The sequence below is a fragment of the Propionibacterium sp. genome (assembly GCF_047719395.1).
In the GTDB taxonomy this organism is placed as follows: domain Bacteria; phylum Actinomycetota; class Actinomycetes; order Propionibacteriales; family Propionibacteriaceae; genus Propionibacterium.
Window position 1 is genome coordinate 13,621 of sequence record NZ_JBDNTB010000018.1, and the last position, 20,094, is coordinate 33,714.

Consider the following 20,094-nt stretch of genomic DNA (forward strand, 5'->3'; position numbering starts at 1 on the left):
TCTCTCGATCATGGATGTCGCAGTCATCGGTGCCACCGGGGACGTGGGGCGCCAGATCTGCGTCCAGCTCATCGAGCGGCGCATCACCCCGGTTGCTTCCCGTCTGCAGATCGTGGGTCGGGCCGGCGGCAGGTCCGGGCAGGCGGCCCACGGGCTGCGCGCCGACCTCATCGACGCCTATGCCGAGCACGCTCCCCTCATCGACGTGGCCCTGCATCCCTCAGAGGTCGTGGCCGATGTGATCGTCATGGCCGCCGGCGCCACGGTCCCTGCCGCACCCGGCGGCACCGTGGATCGCAAGGCTCTGGCAGCCCGCAACATCGAGGTCTTCCGTTCCTATGCCACCGAGTTGGCCCTCAATGGCGCTGGCCACGAGGTGGTCATCGTCGTGTCGAATCCTGTGGAGCTGGGAGTCAAGGTGTTCGCGGACATCCTCGGCCGTCACCGCGTCATCGGGATGGGTGCATGGCTGGATACCCTGCGTTTCCGCCGTGAAATCGCCACCTCGCTCGGCGTCCGCCGTCAGTCCGTGGGCGGTTTCGTCGTCGGGCAGCACGGAGACGAGTCCGTGCCTCTGTGGTCGTCGGTGCGCATCACCGGGCAGACTGCCCAGGAGCGGCGCCGGACGCTGACCACGCTTCGCGGTGACCGCACCCTGGACGGTTTCGCAACCGAAATCGAGCACGCGAAGGAGTGGCTGTCAAGCATGGCCGCCACCGACATCGCCGCTGCCTTCGCCGCCATCGAGGACTGGCCACCCGACCTGAGAATGGCCGCACGCCCATGGCTCACCCACCAGAGTGGGGCCAAGACAGCCTCGGGCACGGCTGGTGCCGCGGTCGATCTCGTCGACACGATCTTTGACGGCCGCGATGTGGTCGTGGCAGGCCAGGTGAGCCTCGACGGCGAGACTGAGGTGGGCGGTGAATCGGTGCACGGCGTGATCGGGATGCCCATCGTGCTCGGCCCCGAAGGTTGGACGCGCGTCATGCTCGACCCGCTGGAGCCCGACGAGACGCGCCGGCTGCAACGCAGCATCGCGCGCGTGAGCGAGATCTTGGCCGGATGGGAGCCGTGATGACGACCTCATGGGAAGCAACCGACGGCGAGGAGACGGACCCGCCGCGCCGGTACGTCGCCTATGTGCTGGCGGTCGATCGGCCGGGGGTGCTGACCTCGGTGACCGAGGTCGTGAGTTCGCGCGGGGTGAGCATTCAATCCTTCGAAACCGGCGACGCCCGCTCCGGCTTCGCGATCCTGACTCTGGTGTTCACCACGAGTGGGCGACGTCGCAAGATGATCGAGCGCATTCTCGCAAGACTGGCGACGGTCGCTGAGGTGCTGTTGTTGCCGGCCGACGACCCCCGGGTGCTGGCCGCTGGTGTGGTGCATCCCAGCAAGGGCCGCACCTTCCGTCCCCCTCCAGACGCTGTCGTGACCTGGTCGGGCGACACGGCTTCAGGACAGCCGCTCCTGGTGGAGGGCCAATACCTGCACGTGGCCGCATTGCTCGAAAAGGCCATCGAAGCCGGCGCCAGCAGGGTGAGTTTCACCCTGCTACCACCATCGCGTATGGCCTGGCCCACAACTCGGAACGAGCATCGTTAGCCAGGGTTCGGGGCGACGCCGAGCGAGCATGATCTCAAGAGCTGGTTGTACGTTCATCCCCTGTTGTCGTCGAGACCTCCCGAGCCTCCAGGACAAGCGCCTGGTCTGGGAAGAGCAGGGGCACCTGCAAGCCGCACAGACGAAGAACACGCCCCTCCATGACCACCCCTTCCTCATCCTGTCCGAACCAGGGTGGTGCAATGAGACCCAATGGGCCCCCTGCCACCAGTCGAGGCCGCACCCTGTACGTCCGGGCATCGTCCAATCCGGGTAGGGTGATCATGCCACTCGGGGATATCGGCGAGCGCCACATCGACACCAACTCATACAGGGCATGATCCCTGGAATAGGAAACGATTCCGTGAAGGCGCAGGCTGGCATCGCCAATATCGGCTCGTACCAAGCGTCCAGACAGGAGAGTCTCGCGCTGTTCCTTGTAGAAGTTTATCCAATCACGCAGTTCATCGATCTCCGCTTCACTGGCCGCCAGCAAATTCCATTCGATGCCGAGGTGCCCCCACAACGCAGTTGTCGCTCGGAAAGACACCGTGGAGATGCGCCCAGTGGTGTGCGATTGCTGTGAAGCAATGTGGGTACCCATCATCTCCGGTGGGATGAGCTGTGACGTCCACCGCATGATGTCTTGACGCTCATGAGGATCAATGCAATCCGACAGCCAGAACCGTTGAGCATGCCTGGCCATTTCAAGGTCAACACGGGCTCCGCCGGAAGAGCAGCTCTCGATGTCGAGGCCGGGATGTCGCGCACGAAGAGCATCCATCAAACGATAACAAGCCAGGGTCTGTTCGTGAATTGCCGGGACACCGCCATTGCGCTGGTCGCCAGCACTGATGAGGTCACGGTTGTGATCCCACTTGAAGTAGTCGATGGAATACTCACTCACCAAAGAATCCAAGGCATTGAATATGTGCGACCACGCCTCAGGAATGGTCAAATTCAGTACCTGTTGGCGTCGCCACTCAACAGGAAGTTCATTGCGTGCCGCCATGATCCAGTCGGGATGCGACCGCGCCAAGTCGGAATTGACATTGATCATTTCAGGCTCCACCCAAAGCCCGAATTGCATGCCCAGACCACGCACGTGATCGACCAGCGGGTGAAATCCGTCGGGCCACGTTTCTGGATCAACCCTCCAGTCGCCGAGTCCCGCCGTGTCATCCCTGCGCCCGGGGAACCAACCGTCGTCGATGACATATCGTTCAGCCCCCACGCTCGCGGCCTTGTCGGCCAGAGCGATCAACGTGGGCAGATCATGGTTGAAGTACACGGCCTCCCACACGTTGAAGGTGACAGGACGATTCACATCAGGGTGACCGGGAAGTGAGCGCAGCCATTCATGAACCCGATGGGCCGCGGCGTCAAGACCGTGCGCCTGGTCGAGGTATACCCACGGCCCCTGGTAAGTCATGCCCGTCTTCAAGACGACCTCCCCAGGCATGAGAAGCTCACCGCCACCCAGCACCTGGTGGCCATCGGGAGTACGTTCCAGCCACGAGCGATGGTTCCCCGAAGTGGCTACATGTATTCCCCACAACTGACCTTGCGAGAACCCAAATCGAGGCGTTCCGCAGAACATCATCATCGGTGCATCAAATCCGGTGCGGCCGTGGCGCCCCTCCCGAAGGTGGCACCCCACTGTCACATCGCTGCGTTGCGGTTCACGTTCTCGTCCCCAACGGCCCGCGAAATCGAGAAACTCGGTAGCACAGAGCGGGACTGGCACAACCACGGACAGCTCCGAAAGTTCATAATCACGATCGGCGGTATTCGTGATGTTCGCATGGAAACGAAGCAATCCGCTTGAAAGCAACTCGACCACGAGACCGATCTCCAGGCCGATTTCGGTGTCTTCCAGCGCGTACTGAACGGTCCCTTGGCCCGCGCTCACGACTCCCTCTTCGACGACCACGTCTTCGGCATCAACGACGACCGAGGTGGTGTGGAACCAGGGTTCCCAACCAGTTCCGCCGTCTTGATGGCCCACCAATCCGGGGCGACCCATCCATCCCGTTGCAGCAAGCGGGATGATGCCCCCCTCGATGGGCACATTCGGCGCATTTCCGGACTGCGCATGCGTCGCACCGAGAACCATTGCCCAGAGCGTCTGGGGACCGAGATGCCCGAGTTCTTCACCCCAGTAGATAATTCGCGGTGGATGGGCATCGGCTGTGCACAGCACGCAGGAAGTACCGGCGCCATGAAGATGTACCAGTTTGATGGTCGGGTCAGCAATCACTCGTCCTCCTTGAGCGGTGATACTCCGCCGACGACACCGCTTGTGCAACCAGAAGCCCGCTGTGGCTTCCTCGAATCGGCACAAGTCTAGTGCCCTGACCAGTATCCGTCAGGAATGACACCTTCGAGGACTGTCCTTGAGGACCGTCCATCGTGATGAAGATCAATATCCGAATCGAGAGGAACAGGAGTCTACGGGCGAGCACGACCAAGATGACCAAATTGACGAGTTGAACAACATCCACCCATCAAGTAATCAATTCGCATTGGACGGACAAGTCGGGCACACAGTCTCGATATTTCACGAGGTGGCAGTCGTGGGGGTGTTGAGCCTCAGAGATTCGATCGGTATGGGAGGGTGGACAAGGCACCGGGCGTCGACGCGGTACGAGCTCCAAGCTCAAGGAGTCTTTCTCCTCGTGAATACCCGACAGAGAAGTGACGACATGCATCACCGGTCTTCCATGCCCTGCAGTCGAGTGGAATGGAGATTCAGCTCGAGCCCGGCTCTCAGGCTGTGCAGGACAGCGTGGCCGGAATGCCCGCAACATCCTCCACGAAGGGCTTGCTGGTGTGCGCGGCAATCACCACGCGATGCATGAACTCCAGCTTCGCCACGACGGGCTCGGGGATCCGGAAGGGGTAGAGGTCTTCCTTGCCCATCGAATGATTCGCGCGATTGAGGAAGATGGCCACCCACCGCCAATCCGCCAGGACCACATCGAAGGGCACATCGGCGTAGGACGCCCGCGGTGCGATGGTGCGGTTGCAGTAGTGCGTACCGGGTGGTGGCACCAGCTGCAGGCCACCCTCGGCGGCAGTACTGAGCGTGGCCACAATGTGCTGGTAGTGCGCGAAGGTCTCAGCGAAGTCCTCCGAGGGGTGCATGGTCGCGTACTCGGAGATGTAGTCATTGGCCCAACCGGCCGGCGATCCGGACGAATAGTGCTTGTCCAGGGCCTCCTGGTAGGAGGCCCGCTCGTCCCCGAAGAGCTCACGGCACTCGTCCAGCACGGGTCCGCCGGGCTTCTCGACCAGCTGCCAGGAGTAGTAATGGCCGACCTCGTGGCGGAAGTGCCCGAGCATCGTGCGGTAGGCCTCGCCCAGATTCACCCGCTGGGCCTCGCGATGCGCGTCGATGGACTCGGCCAAGTCGATGGTGATGACACCATTGGCCTGCCCGATCACCACATTCTGGTCGCCGCCCTTGGAGTCGAGCAGGTCGAAGGCGAGCCCGCCCTGCTGCACCCAGAATGGAACGATCGGCAGGTCGAGATCAGCCAGCCCGACGAGCAGTCGCCGCAGTGCCTGGGAGGCCACCGCCAGGCGATCCAGGCTCGCAGGATCGCCTCCGTCGGGACGCCTGCGAGTGATCCTGCAGGCGAAGCACAGGTGTTGCTCGCCCTCGCGCGGCACCGCCCAGTTGCACAACATGGTGCGGTTGGCGCACGGCGCCAGGTCTCCGGCTTCTGCGTCGTCGTCGAGGGCCACCATGGTGCGCAGGCCGGGATCGAACATCACCGGCGTTTCGCAGTGGGGACAGGCGAGGCTCTCCATCCGGATGGGCATCCCGCACTTGGGGCACACAAGCACCTGCACGGCTCCGACGCTACCCGGACAGGGAATACCGGGGACGTCCCCCGGTGAACCGAAGTCTCGTCGAACGGGATCAGGAAGCCTGGTCGCGCGCGCCAGGCAGCAGCGTCCGCAGGCTCAGTCGCTGGCCATATGCCAGCGATCCGTACTTGAACAACCGCACCGCGGCCATCATGGCCAGTACCGCCAGGGCGAACAACCACACGATGGTGGCGATCGCGGTGCCCAGCGGTAGCGTGCCCATCGCATTGCGCACCATGGCGGTCAGTGGCGCCGAATACGGGAAGATGCTGAAGAAGAGCACGATCGGCGCGCTCGGATCAGAAATGATCATCGTGATCGCATACAAGGGCATGAACACCATGATGATCATCACGCTGAACACCGGACCGGCATCCTGAGCGGTGGGCATGACGGCCCCCACCGCCACCAGGCTTCCTGCGACGAGTGAGAAGCCACCCAGCAGCAGGAGAACGCCGATGACCAGTCTCTCCGGCGAGAAGACCAGGGTGGAGAGATCGACTGCGGGCATGCTCAGTTTGTCGCGGAACGCCAGATAGCCCACTGCGCTGGGCACCAGGAAAACGAGGAACTGCACCAATCCCACGATGAACAACGAGATGATCTTGCCAGCAATCAGCCGGTTGGGCTCGATCGTGGTGAGGATCATCTCGGTGACCCGGTTCTCCTTCTCCTCCAGGGTGGACGACAGCATCTGGTTGCCGAGCAGCATGATCGCCATCAGGAAGATCAGCGGGAACACCAGCGCCGGGATCATTTCGCGAATGCCCCCGGTCTGCACACCGTCCTTGTAGGTGGTCGTGGTGGCACTCACCTCGCCGGCGCTGATCGCGGTGAGTCTCGGATCGCCGATCTTCGCATCGACGCTTCCTTTCAGCACCGATGTGGCGACCGCCTCGTATTTGCCGGAGCCGAATATGCCGATGTCGCGGCCGGCCACCGCGATCGGCTCGTGTGAGGGGTTGGCCGGGTAGTGGAAGAAGGCGTCCATGTGACCTTCGCGAACCTCGGCCACCCCCGCCGCAGGGTCGGCGATGCGAGTGCCACCGGCGGCGGTTGCAATGGCCGGATCGACCAGGCCGGAGTCGTCCACATAGGAGAAGGTGATCTTGGCAGATGCCTGGTCGTCGGCCTGGCTGGAGATCGTCGAATTGGAACTGACCTGCAGGATCATGATGACGGCGATGAATACCGGAACCGCCAAGGTGGCTATCCAGAAACTACGTCTGGTCAGGGCCCTGACCACCTCGAAGCGGATGACGGTGCGGAGATTACTGTTCGTACTCACAGGTGGGCCTCCTTGCCGTAGACCTCGACGAAGATTGAATCCATCGAACGTCGTCGTGGGGTGAACTCGGAGATGCTCATGCCGGAGGCTGTCAATTCGGCGAGCGCCTGGGAAGGCTCGACGCCAGCCGCGAGGAGCAGCTCGGCGCGGCCGTTGTCCACCGAGGCGATCCTGAACAGCTGCGAGGCGGGCAGTACGCCGGTGAACCGCACGATGACCGAAGCGGCGCCGAACTGCTCCTGCACCTCTTCGACGCTGCCGTAAGCCCTTGCCACACCATCTTTGAGCAGCAGCACCCGATCGCACAGCCGCTCCACCTCGTCCATCTGGTGGGTGACCATCACCACGGTGGCCCCAGCCTGCCGCTGCTGGTCGATGATGTCCATCAGGAGCCGGCGGTTCACCGGATCGAAACCCTTGGTGGGCTCGTCGAGGATGAGCAGCTGGGGATCATTCATCACGGTGACACCGAGCTGAATCTTCTGTTGCTCGCCGCCGGAGAGCTTATCCAGCCGGGTGCGCTGCTTGTCTGCCAGGCCGACGCGGTCCAGGTAGTCCAGCGACCAGGATTGCGCATCGGGTGCCGTCATGCCCTTGAGCTGACCGAAGTAGACCATCGTCTTGAGGACCTGTTCCTTCTTGTACAGGCCGCGTTCCTCAGGCAGATAGCCCAGGCCCTGCTGGCCGGGCCTGAATTTCTTCCCGTTGACGAGCAGCCGCCCGCCGGAAGGCTCATACAGGCCGAGCAGCGCTCTGATGGTGGTGGTCTTGCCGGAGCCATTGGACCCGAGGAAACCGAAGGTCTCACCGCGCGACACATTGAAGGAGAGGTCTTTGACCACCTCATTGGATCCGAAGACCATGCGGAAGTGATCAACCTCGATGGCAGGGGCGGCGCTACCCCTCGCGGTGGCTTCCATGCAGCCAAGCTAGCAGCGGGCACGGACATTCCAACTGGTTCTATCCCCTAATGACACCGGGTGCTTGCGAAAAAGCCGTGTCAGCCGGCAAGCCCCACGTCGACAAGGGCCTGCAAGGCCTCGCCCACCCTTACGAGTTCATCGGGATCGAGCTCCCGGAGCACGACCTCGATCCGGGCTGCATAGGCCTTCCGGGCCTCGATGAGGGCTTGAGAACCCACCTCGGTGATCTTCACCAGGCAGGCACGGCCGTCATCAGGATCGGGACGGCGCTCCACATAGCCGCGCTCGGCCATCGCCGCGAGCATGCGCGTCATGGTGGGGGCGGCGACGCCCTCGATACGCGCCAAGTCGCCCGAGCGACGGGGGCCGCCGCGTTCCAACTCGAACAGGGCAGAGCGCATGCCGATCCCCAGCTCATTGCCGCCGACACGGAATCGGCGGTTGACGACGGGAATCACATGGGCAGCAAGGTCGCACACCTCGCGCAACTGTGCCGAGGAAAGGTTCTGTTCGGCCCCCGGAGGGGATGCCGCAGGCTCGTCCGACCCAGCCCGGCCGAGTGTCGTGGCAGCCGAATCCGGCCCGGCCTCGGTACTGCTCATCGGATCAGTTGTTCTGGTATCAGAGTTCACGGCCCGCACGAATCAGTTCACGTTCCTCTGCCGACAGGTGCCCGTCCACTTCGAGGGCCATGATCTCGTCCACATCCCCGCCACCGTGACCATCGAAGCTGCCCAGCTCACCGCCATCCTGGGACAGCTCGTCGAGTGCCACAGCCTCGTTGACATACCGCTGACCGCGCACCATGGACGCCCCTGCGGCGATGAGGGTGAGGATCGCCGCAACGCCGAACACGACGATCAGCCCGTCGTGGAAGGGTCCGGAGATGAGATTCGGGAAGAACTGCTTGCCGGTGAGCACCGACACGTCGGCCGGGCGCAGGCTGCCCACCCCGGCGCCGCGCAGCAATTCCCCGATGGGGTTGAAGCCGAGGAAGGCAGCGAACAGCAGGCCGACAGGCGGCTCGTTGCCAATGGCATGGGCAGCTTCCGCAGGAACGCCGTGGGCCATCAGGCCTGCACTCAGGGTCTGCGGCAGGGACGAGGCGAAGCCCACGATCATCAGCGAGAAGAAGACGCCGATCGACAGCGAGTTGCCGGTGTTCATCAGCATGCTGGACATGCCCGATGCGGAGCCCCGCTGGTTGGCAGGCACTGAATTCATGATGGCGGTGCGATTGGGAGCGCCGAACATGCCAGAGCCGATGCCGGACAGGAAGATCACCGCGGCGAATTCCAGGTAGTTGAAGTTGACCGGCATGAACAACAGGAGCATGAAGGTCACCGTGACGATGCTCAGACCGAGGGTGGCGAACAGCCGCGCGCCGAAGCGGTCGGACAGCGTCCCGGAGATGGGGCCCGCGATGAGGAAACCGAGCGACAGGGGAAGCATGTAGATGCCCGCCCACAGCGGCGTCGACTCGAAGCTGTACCCGTGCAGCGGCAGCCAGATGCCCTGCAACCAGATGATCAGCATGAACTGCAATCCGCCCCGCCCGACAGCTGCGAGCAGGGTGGCGAGATTGCCTGCCGCGAAGGCCCGGATCTTGAACAGCCGGATCTCGAACATCGGTTGTTCGACCTTGAGTTCGATCGCGGCGAAGATGGCGAGCAGCACGAGCCCGCCGATCAGTTCGGCCAGCACCCAGGGGCTTGTCCAGCCGGTGCTGTGCCCCCCGTAGGGCTGAATTCCATAGGTGACGCCGACGAGCAGCAGCCCCAGACCGGCAGCGAAGACCGCATTACCGAGGAGGTCGAAACGACCCGGATTTCGGGTGCCGGTCTCCTTGAGCGAGGTGTAGGCCCAGATGGTGCCGAACACGCCGACCGGCACGCTCACGAAGAAGATGGCCCGCCAGTCGACCACCGAGAGCAGCCCGCCGATGAGCAGGCCGACGAAGGAACCGGCGATGGCTGCCACCTGGTTGACGCCCAGGGCCATGCCACGCCGCGGCGCGGGGAATGCATCGGTGAGAATGGCGGTGGAATTGGCGAACAGCATGGCGCCGCCCAGGCCTTGAACCATCCGCCACCAGATCAGCCACTGACCGCCCGACGCGCCGGAGAAGGGGTCGAGGGCCAGCAGCACCGAGGCGAGAGTGAAGACCACGAAGCCGAGGTTGTAGATCTTGACGCGGCCGAAGATGTCACCCAGCCTGCCGAAGGGCACCACGAAGATGGCCGTCACGACCATGTAGCCCATCATCACCCACAGCAGATAATTCACATTGGAGGGTTTCAGCGGGTCCAGACCGATGCCTTTGAAGATCGCGGGCAACGAAATCATCACGATCGAACCGTTGATGGTGGCCATCAACATGCCGAGGGTGGTGTTGGACAGGGCGACCCAGTGATAGCGCTGGGACAGGACTGGGGAACTGCTACCTGAGGTGGATCCCTCAGGCCGGGTGATCAAGGACATGCTCTTCTCTCTGGGGCGACAGACTGGGCCGCCGCGTCTCTTGCCGTGGGGTTGCGGGCCTGGCACCTGGACCAGCACATCGGATCCGCTGACGCAGACTCCCTCGTACATGATCTGGAGGAGGCACCGACCGGTACGGGCCAACGCACCGGGACGGCATCGACTCCGCACCGAGAAACTCGGATCACGAGCGGACCACAAACCAGTTGTTTGACGCTAAGCAAATGATAGGCACGGACCGCACGAGTGCAAATCAGAGGTCACCCCTGCGTAGGCCACGTTTGCGGGGCCCTACCACTGCCAAACTATGGTGACCCGTGGTCCTCCTGATCCTGGCTGGACGGGCCACTCGGCGCACGCCTCACCCATGGAGGATCGATGAACACCCAGCTGTTGCCCGGCACCGTCACCCTGGTCGGCGGGGGCCCGGGCGATCCTGGACTCATCACGGTGGCCGGGTTGCAGGCGATCCAGCAGGCCGATGTCGTCCTGTACGACCGGCTGGCTCCTGGCGAGGTGCTCACCGAGGCACGCGAGGATGCCGAGCTCATCCCGGTCGGCAAGGTTCCCCGCGGCGCCTATGTGCCGCAGGAGAAGATCAACCAGCTCCTGGTGTCCCACGCCCAGGCCGGCCAGAAGGTCGTACGGCTCAAGGGTGGCGACTCCTTCGTCTTCGGGCGTGGCGGCGAGGAGTGGCAGGCGTGCGCCGAAGCCGGCGTCCCGGTGCGGGTGATCCCCGGCGTGTCGGCCTCCACCTCCGGCCCAGGACTGGTGGGCATCCCCTTGACCCATCGTCACCTGGTGCAGGGCTTCACGGTGGTGTCAGGGCATGTCTCGCCCAGTGACGCACGTTCCGAGGTGCCCTGGCGCGAACTGGCCCGCACCCAGATGACACTCGTCATCCTCATGGGGGTGGCGCACCTGCGCGAGATCGCACCGGAGCTGATGACCGGCGGGCTCGCCCCGGACACCCCTGTGGCCGTGGTGAGCAATGCGAGCCTGGCAAGCCAGGACTCCTGGCGCACGACCCTCGGGGAAGCAGTCGCCGAGATGGACGCCCACCACGTCGTGCCCCCCTCGCTGGTGGTCGTGGGCCAGCTCGCCGGTATCGATCTGGCCCACCCCGACCATCGTCCGCCCAGCGATCACTGACCAAGCGTGCCGGGAGCCGGCGTTGCCGGTGAGCCGTCCCTTGAGCAGGGAGAACTCATTCTCCAGCTCGGCGACCCGGTGACGCAGGAGAAGAACGTGTCTCACCCCGGCCGGGGTCAGCCCCTCATGGATGAGTTCGCGGATTTCCCTGATCCGTTCGACATCGCGCCATGAGCACCGCCTCCTGGGTGCTCACCGTTGCGGCCCAACGACGAAAGCACCCGTCTGGTCGGCGTCCACATCGACCAGCGTCGAACCCTGCGGCCCCCGGCGCACTCTCACGCGCCCGATGCTGGCAGGCACCGCAGCGGCCCTGGCGCCGCCAGCGAGCACATCGGCCTCCAGGTCCAAGCTGATTCGCAGAATCTCGAAGGGTGTCGCAGCCGCCCATGCCTGCGGTGAGCAGGATGTCGGATAGGGCACCGGCACAGGCTTGTCCGAGCGCGCGAAACCGCAGAACAACTCGGGGAGCCGCCCGGCAAAGGCGTCGAGCGCGTCCAGCAGGCCGTCGACCACATGGGTGGCGTCCTTCCTCGCGCCGTAACGCGTCATCCCGGCCGCCGCGAGCACGGTGTCGTGGGGCCACACCGATCCGTTGTGGTAGCTGGCGGGGTTGTAACGCATGGCCTCGGATGACAGCGTGCGGATACCGAATCCTGTGAACATGTCCGGCGCAACGAGCCTGTCGACGACAGCCCCGGCCACCTCGTCCTTGACGATTCCTGTCCACATGCAGTGTCCGATGTTCGAGCTGCTGACGCGCATCGGACGCTTGTGACCATCCAGGGCCATCGCGTAGAAACCCTCCTCGGGCAACCAGAAGGCCTCGTGAAAACGCTGTTTGAGGGCCTCGGCCTCGCTACGCAGCGACGCGGCATGATCGGGATGCCCGAAGGCCTCTGCCAGATCTGCTCCGGCTTTCTTGGCCGCATAGCAGTATCCCTGCACCTCGGCGAGCGCAATGGGTGGTTCTGCCAGCCGGCCATTCTCGTCGCTCACCGAATCCCCGGAATCCTTCCATCCCTGGTTGGGCAGACCACGATCGGTCGATCGCTGGTATTCGACGAAGCCATCGCCGTCTCGGTCGCCGTAGCGGTCGATCCAGTCCAGTGCTGCATCCACCCCAGCATGAAGATGGGCCAGGTTGGACAACGGAACACCCCAGTGCAATGCCTGCCCAGCCACCATGACGAACAGTGGGGTGGAATCGATGGAGCCGTAGTAGACCGACTGACCACCCAGCGCGAGAGACAGATCGGCCCCCAGCCGCACCTCGTGCAGGATGCGACCCGGTTGCTCCTCGCTGAGCAGTGACTCCCTGGTGCCCTGCAGGCGCGCCAGGGTGCGCAGCGTGCCCAGCGCCAGGCTCGGCACGAAAGGCAGCATGAGCGAACTGGTGATGAGTGAATCGCGCCCGAACAGCGCCATGAACCAGGGCGCACCGGCAGCCACGACATCGTCGTCGGGATGCTCCGGATCATTGATCCGCAGCGCACCGAGGTCGCGTTCGCTGGTGGCCAGCGCGCGGGCGAGCACAGGATTGTCCACCTGGATCGCCGGTATCGCCGCACGCCAGCCCTTCATGCGCAGAGCAGGGCCGGTGCTGGTGAGCGGCCGGTCCAGCGGGAAGGGTTCGGCCAGTTCGGTGCCGCTGATCAGCGGTACCACCTCGACGCTGCCCTGCCAGGTACCGTGCTCGGGCACAACCACTCTCGTGTGCAGACAACCCGGCACGGCATCGGCGCCCGGCAGGGTGATCCGCACGCCCCGATGCTCCGCACCAGGATGCTCCGCACGGAAGTGCAGGCCAGCCTGGTCGGCACTGGATTCGACGCTGACGCGGAGCATGGAGCGCCGATCCTTCACCTCGAAGAGGTCGGCGAAGTCGGCCTCGACATGCAGGCTGAGGTCAAGGCCTGCCGGTTCCACGCCGTAATTGGTGATGACGATGTCTTCCCGCATGCCGTCGCCCACCATCCTGTGTCGTTCGACGAGCACTGTGGGCTCCACCGCTCCCGGACGCGCCGGAATCCGGCCGATGAAACGACCCTCGAAGGGCTCGCCGGGGATCACGCTGAGTGGCTCGATGTCCTTGCCATCGATGCGCAGCTGCCAGCGCGAGATGAGCCTGGTGTCGCGCACGAACAGCCCGTCCGCCCTGTCCGGGACAATCTCGCCGTTCGCCTCGCACACGCAGAACGATGCGCCTTCCACGAAGGTCACCGTCTGGTCGAGACGAGGCACCGGGCCGATGCTCCCGGGGCGTGCTTCATAGTCGTCGAATTGCTCAGGCCGGATTGCGCCGTTCAGCTCCATGTCGCCGTCACATTCACATTCACATTCATCGATGCAGAACAAATCAAACTTACTCCTCAAAAAGTAGGTTTCCTAACGCTATTCTTATTAAGAGTCTTTTGAATCAATGAGTTGTTCTCCGGGGAACAACTCGAAAAGAGATGCTCATGACGACGACCGTCACGGCCGACACAACGACTCCTCCCAGTGCCACAACAGCTCCGTTGAAGATCGGCATGATCGCGCCGCCATGGTTCGAGCTCCCCCCCGAGGGGTATGGCGGTATCGAAGCCGTGGTCTCGGCCCTGGTGGACCAGCTCGTTGCGTGCGGCCACGAGGTCACACTCGTCGCTTCGGGGCACAATGGCACGGCAGCTCAGCACTTCGTCCGCGTGTACGAGGAACCACCGTCGGAGCGCATCGGCTTCACCGTGATGCCTGAACTGGTTCTGGCCGCCGAAGCCGATCGGGCGCTGAGCGATCTGGACCTCGACATCGTGCACGACAACTCCTCCGCGGGGCCGCTGCTCGCCGGCGGGCGCACCCAGCCGACCGTCGTCACGATGCACAATCCGGTCAGCGGCGACAACGGCGACTACTACCAGCGGCTGGGCACCAAGGTCCGTATCGTGGCCATCTCACGGGCGCAGATGCGCCAATGCCCCGGGTTGAATTGGGTGGGCTGCGTGCCCAATGCCATCGATGTGAGTTCCTTCCCCTTCGAAGAGCACAAACAGGACTGGGTGCTGTGGATCGGGCGCTTCTGCCCTGACAAGGCCCCGCACCTGGCCATCGAGGCCGCTCGCCGGGCGGGACGCAGGATCGTGCTCGCCGGCAAGGTGAGCGAAGCAGCTGAGAAATGCTATTTCGACAAGTCAATCCGGCCGCTGCTCGGCCCAGATGTGGAATATGTCGGCGAGGCCGATGCGCAGCTGAAACGCGAGTTGTATGCCAAGGCTGCCTGCCTGGTCTTCCCCATCCAGTGGGAGGAGCCCTTCGGCATGGTGCTGCCCGAGGCGCTCGCCTGCGGCACACCCATCGTGGCCACCCCGCGCGGCGCCGTGCCCGAGATCGTCCGCGATGGCGAGACCGGTTTCATATGCGCCGACATGGAGACCTTGGTGTCGGCCATTGGAAGGGTCGGCGAGCTCGATCCGCATGCCTGCCGGATGGACGCCGAACTCCGCTTCGACCTGCCTGTGATGGCGGCCGGCTACGAACGCCTCTACCGCAATGTCCTTGCCGGCTGTTGCAGTGGTGGCCCGACACCCACTCAGGCGGCCGGCCGGGCGGCCGCCTGAGGAATCGGCCGCCCGCGCAGTGCGCAGCGCACAATCGCAGTCCTTTCGGCACGATCTCCCCGCCACCCGCACCGATCGACGCCACGACGAGCAGATGGGCTGTACTCCCGGTTGGCGGCCAGATGCTCCCGGTGCATAGGGTGTCAGTCATGGCGCGACACCTGGGCCGGAGAGATCCGGCGTCCGAGCTGCTGCGCGCCCAACTCTTCGATCGCCTGGTGGATTGGCGGGCAGCCCATCTCCGCGGGCTGTCCGTTGCCGGCACCACCGGCGGCCTGATCGGCTATGTGGCCGCCTACTCCCCCTCGCTACTGCCCCGCTCCACCGGATTTCAGGGCCTCATCGGAGCGCTGTCAGCGATGTTCGGCTACCAGACCGGGTTGCTGGTCAGCTGGATGACGGGCGTGCTGGCAGACCTCTTCGGTGTCCAGGTGCGGCTGCGTCGCGGCAAACGGATCTGGCTGGTGGCCGGACTGGTGGTGCTGGCCGCAGCGCTGGTGGGCATCCCGCTGGCCAGCCTGCGCTCACAGCGCCGCACCGCCCGGTACTGCAGGGCAGAGGGCCCGAGCGCGAGCTGGGCCATCAAGTCCACCGGGGCGGCGAGTCTGATCCTCGCGCTGTTCATCCTGCAGTGGCGCGGCACGGTGGCCGCCATCGACTGGGGAACCACACACCTCAACAATCGCATCACCTGGACGCTGCTGGCCCGCATGGTCTCCACCCTCATCGTGCTGGGAACGATCGTCGTGGTCTTCGACCAGGTGATCCTGCGCGGCGTCATCGGCGTGGGCCGCACCGCATCCGAGCGGGTCGACCAGACCACACCGCTGGGCGTCACCCAGCCGACTGATCCCAGCCGCTCCGGCAGCCCGTCGTCCCCGGAGCACTGGGACGGGCTCGGGCTCCAGGGCAAGCGATTCGTCTCCGGCGGCCCCGACAGGGCTCGCATCGAGGAGGTCACCGGCAGGCCGGCACTCCAGCCTCTGCGCGCCTACGCCGCGCTCAACGGACGGGACCTGCACGAGATCGCCCGCGCCGCCATCGCCGAGATGGACCGCGAGGGCGCCTGGGAACGCTCGGCCATCTCCATCGTGACCACCACCGGACGCGGCAATGTGAATGAGTGGAGCGCCTCGGCCTTCGAGTACCTCACCGGCGGCGATTGCTGCACGGTGGCCACCCAGTACTCGGGCCTGCCCAGCGCGATCACGCTGTTCACCGGCAAGGAGACGCCGATGCTGGCCAGCCGGATCCTGTTCGAGGCGGTGGAGGCCCGCGTCAAGCAGCTGCCCCGTGGCAAGCATCCCAAGCTGTACCTGGGCGGTGAATCGCTGGGCGCCTACGGCTCCAATGGCATCTTCGAGACACCGGAGGACATGCTCTCGCGGATCGACGGTGCGGTGTGGCTGGGCACACCCGACTTCACGCCCATGCACCAGCTGCTGACCGCCCGGCGTGCTCCCGGTTCCACCGCGGTGAACCCCGTCATCGACGGTGGCCGGAATGTGCGCTTCGCGAAGAACAGTCGCGAGCTGCTCAACGACGAGTTCGGCACCCCGCTGGACGCCTGGCAGCACCCGCGAGTCGTCTACCTGCAGAACGACACCGATCCTGTCGTGTGGTGGTCCACCACATTGCTCTGGAGGCATCCCCAGTGGCTGGACGACCGCCGGGTGACCAACAGCCCCATGGCCCGCATGCACTGGCTGCCCTTCGTCACCTTCTGGCAGGTGGCCAGTGACATGCCGGTGTGCCGCAATGTGCCCGAGGGCTATGGCCACAAGTACCACGCGGCTCAGGTGACGCCGGCCTGGGCCGGAGTTCTCGGCCTGCCGATCCAGGACGACCATTCCGCAATCATCGAGGCGCTGCTGCACGACATCACGCTGAAGCCCACAAGGGTGATGGGGATCTGAGTTCAGCTCAGCAACTGCACGGTGATCGTCATCTTCGTGGGACTGCTCTGGGCCACCAGCGCTTCCTGGTGCACGACATCATCGAATGGGAATGCGCATGCCTTGCCGCCCGCCATGGCCGCATGAATCGCCCTGCCACACGCATTCACCCCTTGCGAATTCGTGAAGAATTTCGACGGGTCGGACACCGGCTCAGCATCAGTTGAGCCCAGCGGGCCGTTGGGCTGATCGTCACCCGGCGACTTCCAGCAGGGGCCGACAGGTCGATGCGCACCTCGCCCGCCGTCCATCTCGATGGTCACGATTCCGGGCCTGTGCCCGGGCCCGGCGCCACCCGGCGCCACCGCTGGGAACCTCCACGATGAGCTGGTGGCTGCCCGGGGGTGGACCTTCATGGGGCAGGTTGGCCGGCTCGCCCAGAAAATCACTGGAGCGTTACCGCACCATCAGGAAATGTGAATGTGCATCGGCCTGATGAACGTGGAATTCCGTGACAATTCGATTTGCATCAAGATATCGTCACCACCTGCCCCAGTATTCCTGGTATTCCGCTACCACACCGCGATCCGGCTGTGCCCCGCCGGAACACAGCCGAACACATCTGTATTGACGGCAGCGCGGACTTCGCGGGGCACTGCTCCCTCTTGCTGGCCTCCCGCGTCGCTGGTTGCAGCCTTGGACTGAGGGCAATGTCCCGGGGATCGCCGGTCCGGAAGGCATTGCGGTGGTCCGGTCAACACACGAGTTCAGCCAGGACATTGGGTCAGCCAGGGCTCGTTCAGTCCGCGATCGTGAAGCGTGCGCGGCGGTGGACTGGTTTCTCCAGCTCGTCGAGGATGCCCACCGCGAAGTTCTCGGCACTGATGTGGGCGCCCGCGGGACTGTCCGCACCCACGGTGTAATGCCCGGTGCGCTCCCCGGGTTCGATGATCGGTGAGGGGGAGACGAAGGTCCAGTCCAGCCCATCGCTGGCGGCCCGGTAGTGCTTGAGCAGTTCGAGCCCCCAGAGGCCTTCGCGCTTCGCGACGGCGGGGAAATCGGGCATCTGCACAAGAGGTGTGCCGTCCACGATCAACGAACCGGCACCGCCGACCACCACCAGCCGGGTCTTCACCGGTGCGTCGATCAGCCTCTGGTGCGCATCGATGTTCACCTCGATCGGCTCCGGGCTGGTACGCGAGGGCGGTACCGCCACGACCAGCGCATCGGCGTCCTCGGCGAGACCCAGGATTGTCGGGGTGTCCGTGAAGTCTGCTGTGGCATTGGTCGCACCGTCCACCTGTGTGCCCTGACGGGTGACGGCCACCACATCGTGGCCTCTGCCCAGGGCCTCGGTGACGATCCGGCTGCCGACCATGCCCGTTGCTCCTACGACGACGATCTTCATGAAACCCTCCCGAACCATTCACGCACGGCCTGCCCGTACTCCTGCTGGTCTCAATGCGTCCGGGGCGTCCGGCATTCCCCACCGCCGATCGGATCGCCGTCCGACAATGGTTTGCGATCAGGGCATCAGGGCCTGCGCGGCATCACTGATCTGTGGCATGACCATCGAACCGGAGAACCAGGTCAATGCGGCCATGACCAGTGCAAACGATGCATTCCAGAGCGCTGCGGGGATGCGGGTGAGGCTGGCCAGCACTCCCGGGTCCTGCCGCCGATCCCCGAAGCGCACCACATTGAACCACTGCCGCCAGCCTCCCAGCACCAGGAAGATACCCAGGCCGCACACCGCGGCTGACTGCAATTCGGCGTCCCCGGCCCACCACATCATGCAGACCAGGCCGATCAGCACCACCAGCGTGAACCCTGTGTACCACGACCGGGCATGGAGGGCGACCACGATCAGCAGCACGCCGCACACCAGCAGCACCAATCCCGCGAAGCCCTGCATGGTGACGGCGATGGTGCCAGCACCCACCAGCGCCGGCATCGGATAGCCCGCCGCCGTGGTGGCCACCCGGCCCAGACCCGTCGGACGGCCCGAGGTGATGGTTTCGCCCGACATATCGGCCTTCACGACGAATCCGTGGAAGCGCCTGCCGCACAGCACACCGACCAGGGCATGACCCGCCTCGTGCACCACGGTCACGACCGTGCGGACGTGGCGCCACAGCGCCGGCACCAGCAGACAGGCCAGCGCAACGCCGGCGGCTGCCAGCAGCCAGCCGGTCTGAGGAGTCTGGCCCGGCGTCGAACTCGCCCGCAGGCGGAGCACGAGTCCGGCCCAGAAGTCCTGCCATTCCATGCAGGCCATTGTGGCGTTCCCAGCTGGCCGGCACGGAACAACTGGTCTGGGACAGGCCTGGGACACGAGTGTGGGGTACGCCTGCACACCGCGATGCGGGCGAGGCCGGCAGTGTCTGGCACGGCACGCGAGAGGGTGTGCGCAGATCCCACCGAGCCGACTCGCACAGAGCCGATGCCGCCACCGGCTGCCGATCACAGCGAATTGACAGACATCGCACAGGAAAACTTGTGTGCTCGCTGTCAAAATCATGAACATGCCCGCTGTCAACACACAGGAACAACTCACCCGGCCCGACGGCACGCCGATCCGGATCCTCGCCGTCGACGATGAACCATCGTTGGCGGAGTTGCTGTCCATGGCGATGCGCTACGAAGGTTGGGAGCCCAGCACCGCCGGCTCCGGTTCCGAGGCCGTACGAGTGGCCCGCGATGTGCGCCCCGACGCCATCGTGCTCGACATGATGCTTCCCGACTTCGACGGGCTCGAGGTGATGCGCCGGGTACGGAATGAACAGCCGGAGGTTCCTGTCATCTTCCTCACCGCCAAGGACGGCGTCCAGGACCGCATCAACGGATTGACTGCTGGCGGCGATGACTATGTCACCAAGCCCTTCAGCGTCGAAGAGGTGATGGCCCGGCTGCGCGGCCTGCTGCGCCGCAGCGGCGCGACGAGCAAGCGTTCCGAGTCGGAGCTGATCGTCGGGGATCTCGCGCTCGACGAGGATTCCCACGAGGTGACTCGCAATGGTGACGAAATTCATCTGACAGCCACCGAATTCGAGCTGCTGCGCTATCTGATGCGGAATCCGAAGCGTGTGCTCTCCAAGGCCCAGATCCTCGACAGGGTGTGGAACTACGACTTCGGCGGCCAGGCCAATGTCGTGGAGCTCTACATCAGCTACCTCCGCAAGAAGATCGATGCCGGACGCGCCCCCATGATTCACACCATGCGAGGCGCCGGATATGTGCTCAAGCCAGCAGCTGACTGAACGGCGCAGACGCCTGCG

General features: G+C 64.5%; 16 protein-coding genes. 6 read left to right on the forward strand and 10 right to left on the reverse strand.

Annotated features, from left to right (window positions below; all coding sequences use genetic code 11):
* The first annotated feature begins 10 nt into the window (after positions 1 to 10).
* Both ABF648_RS04805 and ABF648_RS04810 read left to right on the forward strand, forming a co-directional pair.
* Entirely contained in the window at positions 11 to 1,078 is a 1,068-nt protein-coding gene (locus tag ABF648_RS04805; protein WP_415631155.1) for a lactate/malate family dehydrogenase, read from the forward strand.
* Positions 1,078 to 1,608 carry an ACT domain-containing protein gene (locus ABF648_RS04810; protein ID WP_415631156.1) on the forward strand — a complete coding sequence of 177 codons (531 nt, stop codon included), beginning with the start codon at positions 1,078 to 1,080 and terminating at the stop codon, positions 1,606 to 1,608. Before ABF648_RS04805 ends, ABF648_RS04810 begins: the two co-directional genes overlap by 1 nt.
* Positions 1,609 to 1,642: 34 nt before the next feature.
* On the opposite strand, the gene ABF648_RS04815 is transcribed toward ABF648_RS04810, so the two are convergent.
* The 6 genes from ABF648_RS04815 to ABF648_RS04840 all read right to left on the reverse strand — a co-directional run bounded on the left by ABF648_RS04815 (position 1,643) and on the right by ABF648_RS04840 (position 10,173).
* A complete protein-coding gene (locus ABF648_RS04815; protein ID WP_415631157.1) occupies positions 1,643 to 3,865 on the reverse strand; it encodes an alpha-galactosidase in 2,223 nt (740 codons plus the stop codon).
* A gap of 509 nt (positions 3,866 to 4,374) precedes the next feature.
* Positions 4,375 to 5,463 carry a putative zinc-binding metallopeptidase gene (locus ABF648_RS04820; RefSeq protein ID WP_415631158.1) on the reverse strand — a complete coding sequence of 363 codons (1,089 nt, stop codon included), beginning with the start codon at positions 5,461 to 5,463 and terminating at the stop codon, positions 4,375 to 4,377.
* Between the two features lie 70 nt (positions 5,464 to 5,533).
* Positions 5,534 to 6,769: an ABC transporter permease gene (locus ABF648_RS04825; protein ID WP_415631159.1), complete on the reverse strand. Its 1,236-nt coding sequence runs from the start codon at positions 6,767 to 6,769 to the stop codon at positions 5,534 to 5,536.
* A complete protein-coding gene (locus tag ABF648_RS04830) occupies positions 6,766 to 7,689 on the reverse strand; it encodes an ABC transporter ATP-binding protein (RefSeq protein ID WP_415631160.1) in 924 nt (307 codons plus the stop codon). The genes ABF648_RS04825 and ABF648_RS04830 overlap by 4 nt, the downstream gene beginning before the upstream one ends.
* Positions 7,690 to 7,769: 80 nt before the next feature.
* Entirely contained in the window at positions 7,770 to 8,294 is a 525-nt protein-coding gene (locus ABF648_RS04835; protein ID WP_415631161.1) for a MarR family winged helix-turn-helix transcriptional regulator, read from the reverse strand.
* 19 nt (positions 8,295 to 8,313) lie between these two features.
* Positions 8,314 to 10,173, reverse strand: coding sequence for an MFS transporter (locus ABF648_RS04840; protein WP_415631162.1), 1,860 nt, complete (start codon positions 10,171 to 10,173; stop codon positions 8,314 to 8,316).
* Between the two features lie 378 nt (positions 10,174 to 10,551).
* Between ABF648_RS04840 and cobA the strand changes: the two genes are divergently transcribed.
* Entirely contained in the window at positions 10,552 to 11,325 is a 774-nt protein-coding gene (cobA, locus tag ABF648_RS04845) for a uroporphyrinogen-III C-methyltransferase (protein ID WP_415631163.1), read from the forward strand.
* Positions 11,326 to 11,517: 192 nt separating this feature from the next.
* Here cobA and ABF648_RS04850 read toward each other — a convergent pair whose 3' ends face one another.
* Positions 11,518 to 13,641: a glycogen debranching N-terminal domain-containing protein gene (locus tag ABF648_RS04850; RefSeq protein ID WP_415631164.1), complete on the reverse strand. Its 2,124-nt coding sequence runs from the start codon at positions 13,639 to 13,641 to the stop codon at positions 11,518 to 11,520.
* A 146-nt stretch (positions 13,642 to 13,787) separates the two neighbouring features.
* Between ABF648_RS04850 and ABF648_RS04855 the strand changes: the two genes are divergently transcribed.
* Positions 13,788 to 14,921: a glycosyltransferase family 4 protein gene (locus tag ABF648_RS04855; RefSeq protein ID WP_415631165.1), complete on the forward strand. Its 1,134-nt coding sequence runs from the start codon at positions 13,788 to 13,790 to the stop codon at positions 14,919 to 14,921.
* Between the two features lie 149 nt (positions 14,922 to 15,070).
* Positions 15,071 to 16,837 (forward strand): alpha/beta-hydrolase family protein, encoded by a 1,767-nt coding sequence (locus tag ABF648_RS04860; RefSeq protein ID WP_415631166.1) that lies wholly within the window; start codon positions 15,071 to 15,073, stop codon positions 16,835 to 16,837.
* Between the two features lie 2 nt (positions 16,838 to 16,839).
* On the opposite strand, the gene ABF648_RS04865 is transcribed toward ABF648_RS04860, so the two are convergent.
* From ABF648_RS04865 to ABF648_RS04875, 3 genes are all read right to left on the reverse strand, one after another.
* The gene (locus tag ABF648_RS04865) at positions 16,840 to 17,139 is read right to left on the reverse strand and encodes a beta-1,3-glucanase family protein (RefSeq protein WP_415631167.1); all 300 of its coding nucleotides are present in this window, start codon (positions 17,137 to 17,139) and stop codon (positions 16,840 to 16,842) included.
* 476 nt (positions 17,140 to 17,615) lie between these two features.
* Positions 17,616 to 18,224, reverse strand: a complete 609-nt coding sequence (locus tag ABF648_RS04870; protein WP_415631168.1) for an NAD(P)-dependent oxidoreductase — start codon at positions 18,222 to 18,224, stop codon at positions 17,616 to 17,618.
* Between the two features lie 117 nt (positions 18,225 to 18,341).
* A complete protein-coding gene (locus ABF648_RS04875) occupies positions 18,342 to 19,085 on the reverse strand; it encodes a M50 family metallopeptidase (protein WP_415631169.1) in 744 nt (247 codons plus the stop codon).
* A 256-nt stretch (positions 19,086 to 19,341) separates the two neighbouring features.
* On the opposite strand from ABF648_RS04875, the gene ABF648_RS04880 reads away from it, so the two are divergent.
* Positions 19,342 to 20,076, forward strand: coding sequence for a response regulator transcription factor (locus ABF648_RS04880; RefSeq protein WP_415631170.1), 735 nt, complete (start codon positions 19,342 to 19,344; stop codon positions 20,074 to 20,076).
* The last annotated feature ends 18 nt before the right edge of the window (positions 20,077 to 20,094 follow it).